This window comes from Massilia sp. P2_C2, assembly GCF_056404615.1.
Genome location: NZ_JBFUDR010000367.1, coordinates 1 through 5,351, shown reverse-complemented (window position 1 = coordinate 5,351; position 5,351 = coordinate 1). Strand labels below are relative to the sequence as shown.

6 protein-coding genes are annotated in these 5,351 nt (G+C 69.8%); all 6 read right to left on the bottom strand.

The window, feature by feature from the left end; genetic code table 11:
- Positions 1 to 108 precede the first annotated feature (108 nt).
- Positions 109 to 690, bottom strand: a complete 582-nt coding sequence (locus AC1DYX_RS27195) for a hypothetical protein (protein WP_477264697.1) — start codon at positions 688 to 690, stop codon at positions 109 to 111.
- Complete coding sequence (locus tag AC1DYX_RS27190) at positions 687 to 1,238, bottom strand: PilN domain-containing protein (protein WP_477264695.1); 552 nt, start codon at positions 1,236 to 1,238, stop codon at positions 687 to 689. The genes AC1DYX_RS27195 and AC1DYX_RS27190 overlap by 4 nt, the downstream gene beginning before the upstream one ends.
- On the bottom strand, positions 1,235 to 2,056 hold the full coding sequence (locus AC1DYX_RS27185) for a hypothetical protein (RefSeq protein ID WP_477264693.1): 822 nt from the start codon (positions 2,054 to 2,056) through the stop codon (positions 1,235 to 1,237). Before AC1DYX_RS27185 ends, AC1DYX_RS27190 begins: the two co-directional genes overlap by 4 nt.
- The gene (locus tag AC1DYX_RS27180; RefSeq protein ID WP_477264699.1) at positions 2,049 to 3,707 is read right to left on the bottom strand and encodes a GspE/PulE family protein; all 1,659 of its coding nucleotides are present in this window, start codon (positions 3,705 to 3,707) and stop codon (positions 2,049 to 2,051) included. The genes AC1DYX_RS27185 and AC1DYX_RS27180 overlap by 8 nt, the downstream gene beginning before the upstream one ends.
- Before the next feature lie 35 nt (positions 3,708 to 3,742).
- Positions 3,743 to 4,930, bottom strand: coding sequence for a type II secretion system F family protein (locus tag AC1DYX_RS27175; RefSeq protein ID WP_477264691.1), 1,188 nt, complete (start codon positions 4,928 to 4,930; stop codon positions 3,743 to 3,745).
- 26 nt (positions 4,931 to 4,956) lie between these two features.
- Positions 4,957 to 5,351 (bottom strand): type II secretion system major pseudopilin GspG (gene gspG / locus AC1DYX_RS27170; RefSeq protein ID WP_477264689.1); only part of this gene is annotated, 395 nt, incomplete at its 5' end.

Below are 5,351 nucleotides of genomic sequence, written 5' to 3'. Positions count from 1 at the left end.
GCTCGGTGATGCCGCCGGCCGGTGTCTTGTCGCCGAACGCGGCCAGCAGCGCGGCGCTCGCGAGGGCCAGGCCGAGGAGCGCCTGGCGCGGCTTGATCGCTCCCGTCTTCATGGCTGCTCCGTCCCGTCGCGCAAGTACAGGGTCAGGCGCAGGCGCGCCTCCACGGTCGTGTCGCCGATGGCGTCGCGGTGGAAGCTGATCTCGTCCAGCGAGGCGAACGGGATCGCGCGCAGCGCCGCCATGGCGAACTGCCAGATAGCCTGGTAGCTGCCTTTCACCGGCAGGTTGACCTGGTAGGTGTAGACATGCGCGTTGCGGTCGTAGCCCTGTTTGTACTCGCCCTGGCGCAGCACGAGGCCGGACTTGGCCGCGAGCGCGAACAGGGTGCGTACCTGTTGTTCGGCGCCGTGGCGCTCGCCCAATGCGCCGTAGAACGCGGCGAGGTTGTCCGGCGCCGCCACGGGCTCGGGCGCGGGCGCGGGTGCCGCCGCCCCGGGCGCCTGCGCCTTCTGCCTGGCCTGCGCGTCGTAGGCCTCCTGGGCGCGTTGCAGCGTCCACGTGGCGTTCAGGATCCACGCGAAGGCGCCGGCCATGACAAGCACGACAACGCCGGCCGCCAGTACGACCGGATTCGCGCGCAACAGCAGCAGGCGCAGACGCAGCATGGGCGAGGCCAGGGTCTTCTTCATCGCGCGGGCCTCCATTGGGCGTCGATCTGGAAGCGGATCGGCCGGTTCTTGTCCTGCTCGTTGATCTCATGTCGCGCCAGCAGCACGGTGCTGAACCACTCGACGCGCTCCAGCTGCTCGACGTAGGCGATCATGTCGTCGCTGCTTTTCGCTTCCGCCGTGATKCGCACGCTGTTCTTCTTCGCGTCCGGCTCCAGCGCCAGCAGGGCGATCGTAGCCGGCGTCGCCGCCTGGACCGCGTCGTACAGGCCGCGCCACGGCAGGTTCAGTTGCTGCGTGGCCGCGTTGACGGCGCCCGCCTGCACGGGTGGCACCACGCGCGCAGGCGCGGCGACGGGCGCCCGCGCGACGGCGCGAGCCTGTGCCTGGGCCGTTTGCGCCGCGCGCTGCGCCTGTGCGCGTTGCAGACCGCGGTATTGCGCACCGACGCTCGCAAGCGGTCCCGCCAGCGCAAGCGCGACGATCACGAGGCTCCATGTCCCGCGCGGCGCGTGGTACAGCGTGCGGCGCAGGCTGGGCGGCGCGAAATCGATGCGTACCTTCCTCATGGCGCTCTCCCCGTCAGCGCGAGCCGCGCGGCATCGGGCCACAGCGGATCGGTCTCGTCCTCGAACAGCGTGCAGGCGAATTTCAGGCGGCCCGCGCTGCTCGCCCACCCCTTCGGCGCCGGGCCGCAGATCTGCAGGCGCTCCGGCCGCCCGAGGCCCACGCGCAACGCCTCGCGCGCAACGTGGCCCTCGAGCCAGTCGCGGTCGGCCTCCGCCGGGATCGGCGCCGTGCGCACGGCTGCGAGCACGTCGCCGTCGAACGCGGCCACCGACAGCACGCCGCCGTGCACGACGCCGAACCACGCGCCGGCGCGGCGCTGGCGCCGGAACCGGTTCATCGCGGCCACGAACTGCGGCACGATCTCGACGAGTCTGAAATGCTGCGCGGATGCCGCCGCCGTCAGTTGTTCGAGCAGCGCCAGCGGCAGTGCGGCGGCGAGGAACGGGCGCGCGGCATCCCAGTCGGCGCTGATCTTCCAGCCAACCGCACCGCCGCCGAACAGGGCGTTGAAACGCAGCATGGCGGCCGCCTCCAGGTCGGCCAGGCGGGTCGCGCCCTGCGGCGGCGTCACCTGCCACAGGCGCACGAGGTCGTCGGACAGCACGACGGTGACGGGCAATCCGGCAACGTCGTGCTCGCCCAGCAGCATGCCCAGCRCCGCGCCGAGCGAAACCGGATCGGTGCCCGTCGCCGCGACCTGGCCGAGCAGGCGCGCGCGCTCGTGCGGCCAGATGCTGATGCGCACGAGCGCCAGCGCGTCCGGCGCGATGCCGATCCGCAGGGACTGGCCGAATCCGGCTTTCAATGAACTAAGCATGCAGCGTGACCCTCCGGATTTCCTCGATCGTCGTGGCACCGCGCTTGACGAGATCCAGAGCCGCGAGGCGCAGGCTGCGCGTGCCGTTGGCGGCGGCGGCGGCCTTGATACGGCGGATCGGCTGCTTGTCGACGATCAGCTCGCGGATCTCGTCGTTCAGGGTCAGGATCTCGGCGATCGAGCGGCGGCCCTTGTAGCCGGTGCCGCGGCAATCGCCGCAACCGAGGCCGCGCATGAATTGATAGTCGTGGACGTCGGCGCGCGCCAGGTGTGCGGAGGCCAGTTCGGCATCGTCCGGCGTGTACTGCACGGCGCAGCGCGGGCAGTTCATGCGGATCAGGCGCTGGGCCCAGATGCCGTTCAGCGCCGACACGAACGCATACGGGTCGATGCCCATGTGCGTGAAGCGGCCGAACACGTCGAACACGTTGTTGGCGTGGACCGTCGTCAGCACGAGGTGGCCCGTCAGCGCGGACTGCACGGCGATCTCCGCGGTCTCGCGGTCGCGAATCTCGCCGACCATGATCTTGTCCGGGTCGTGGCGCAGGATCGAGCGCAGGCCTTTCGCAAACGACAGACCCTTCTTTTCATTGACGGGGATCTGCAGGATGCCGGGCAGCTGGTATTCGACCGGGTCCTCGATCGTGATGATCTTTTCGCGGCCGTTGTGGATCTCGGTCAGCGCGGCATACAGCGTGGTCGTCTTGCCGGAACCCGTCGGCCCCGTCACGAGCAGCATGCCGTACGCCTCCTGCGCGAGCATGCGCAGGGTGGCCAGCGACGGCGCGTCGAAGCCCAGCGCTTCCAGCGTGAGCGAGCCGTAGGCTTCGATCATCGCGCGCTTGTCGAGGATACGGATGACGGCGTCCTCGCCGTGGATACTGGGCATGATCGACACGCGCAGGTCGATCTCGCGCCCGGCCGACTCGACGCGGAAGCTGCCGTCCTGCGGGACGCGGCGCTCGGCGATGTCCAGTTCCGCCAGCACTTTCAGGCGCGAGATGATGTGCTCCGCCAGTTCGATGCCGCCGACCGAGGCCGCGTGATCGAGCACGCCGTCCACGCGGTACTTGACGGCGAGGCCGCCCGCGGTGCTCTCCAGGTGGATGTCGGAGGCCCCGGCCTTCAGCGCATCGTACAGCGTGGAGTTCACCAGCTTGACGGCGGGGCTCGCGGCTTCCGACACGGACGCGAACGACAGCACGGTCGCGCTCTTGCCGTCGCGCCGCGCCTCGCCACTGTCGCCGACCAGCGTGTCGACGGCGCGCGCGGATTCCTCCTGCTTGCCGAGATAGGCCTGGATGTCGGACTGCAGCGCAAGCCGGACGTGCAGCGGCGCGGCCGCCGTGGCGCCGGCCTGCGCCTGCAGCCACGTCTGCAGGTCGAGGTCGAACGGGTCGGCGATCACGCCAGTCAGGCGCTTGTCGTCGTCACGCAGCAGCACGCAATGGCGCGCCAGCGCCTGCGCCAGCGGCAGCAGGTCGAACGCGGGCTGCTGACCGAACATCTCCGGCGTCTCCATCGTGGCGAGGCCGAACGGTTCGGCCAGCAGGCGCACGATTGCGCGCGGTTCCAGGGCCGATAACCCCTGCAGCTCTTCGACGAGCGAGCGGCGCGACTGCCGGCTCTGCGCGCGGGCGCGCGCCAGCATCGCGGCATCGAGGGAAGTGATGTCCGTTGGCGCGTTCACGACATGTCTCCGGCAAGGTCGAAAATGGGCATGTACAGAAGCACGACGATGGCGCCCACGATGAGGCCGATGGCCGCCATCAGCAGCGGTTCGAACGTGCGGGTGAAGCGGTCGATCCAGCGGCCGATCTCGCCGTCGTAGAACGCGGCCGAGCGCGTGAGCATCGTGCCCATCGCGCCGGTGCGCTCGCCCACGCGCAGCATGCGCAGCGAGATCGGCGTCGTGAGGCCATTGGCCTCGAACGCGTCGGACATCGGCCGCCCCGCCTCGATCGCCGTGCGCGCCGCCTTCAGGCCGCTCGCGATGCCGGGCGAGACCATGCCCTGCACCGTGTCGATCGCGTTCACGAGCGTGATGCCGCCCTCGTTGAGCATGCCCAGGGTGAGGTACAGGCGCGAGAGTTCATAGATGCGTGCGCGCTCGCCGATGCCGGGCAGCTTCGCCAGCAGGCGCGCGGCCCCGCCCCGCCGCAAGGTGCGCCGGATGCCCCAGGCGGCGAGCGCCACGGTGGCCGCGAAGCCGAGCAGCAGCCCGCCCGCATGGCGGCCGGCGAACTGGCCCCAGTCGAGCATCAGGCGCGACATCCACGGCAGGGTGCGGCCCGCGCCCTGGTAGACCTCGGCGAAGCGCGGCACGACGTACGACATCAGGAAGATCGACACGCCGCCGCCCACGCACAGCAGGATGGCGGGATAGATCGACGCGCTGACGACCTTGGCGCGCACGATGTCGATGCGCTGCTGGTATTCGATATAGCGTTCGAGCGCGCGCGGCAGGTCGCTCGTGCCTTCGGCCGCGCGCACGATGCCGACGTACAGTGGCGGGAACAGCGTGGGCTGCGCGGCCAGCACGGTCGACAGGCGCTTGCCTTCGCGCAGGCCGGCGAGCAGGCGCTCCAGCACGCCGCGCGTGGCGGGGCTGGCTTCCTTTTCCAGCAGGGCTTCCAGGCCCTCGACGATACCCAGGCCAGCCGTCAGCAGGGCCAGCAGCTCCTGGCTGAACAGCACGAGCGAGAGCTTGCCGCCGCGCTGGCGGCGCAGCAGCGGCGCATGCACGGGCTCGATCGCGCTGACGTACAACCCGCGCGCCTCGACCTGGCGGCGCGCGTCCGCCTCGTCCGGCGCATCGACGAGCACACTGGCGACACGCATGTCGGGAGCAAGGGTACGTACCGCGAACTGCATGGGAACGAAAGGCTGGGAGGCGTGGTTTATTGCGAGCTGATGTCGGCGTTCTCGCCTTCACCGCCCGGCTGGCCGTCCTTGCCGAGCGAGACGACTTCATATTCGCCCTTGGTGCCGGGCGCGCGGTACTGGTAGGCATGCCCCCACGGATCGAGCGGGACGCCCTTCTTCAGGTACGGACCGTTCCACTTGCCGGCGGCSGTCGGCGGCGCCGTCAGCAATGCGTTCAGGCCCTCCTCCGTCGTCGGATAGCGGCCGACGTCGAGACGGTACGTGTCCAGCGATTTTTCGAACGCCTCGATCTGGGCCTTGGCGACGGTGACCTCGGATTTGCCCAGTTGGGAAAAATACTTCGGGCCGACATAGGCCGCGAGCAAGCCGATGATAACGATAACCACCAAAAGCTCAAGCAGAGTGAAAC

Bases quoted from the DNA above. Each gene is read 5' to 3' on its own strand.
- AC1DYX_RS27195 (WP_477264697.1), bottom strand. From the start codon at position 690: ATGAAGAAGACCCTGGCCTCGCCCATGCTGCGTCTGCGCCTGCTGCTG.
- AC1DYX_RS27180 (WP_477264699.1), bottom strand. From the start codon at position 3,707: ATGCTGGCGCGCGCCCGCGCGCAGAGCCGGCAGTCGCGCCGCTCGCTC.
- AC1DYX_RS27175 (WP_477264691.1), bottom strand. From the start codon at position 4,930: ATGCAGTTCGCGGTACGTACCCTTGCTCCCGACATGCGTGTCGCCAGT.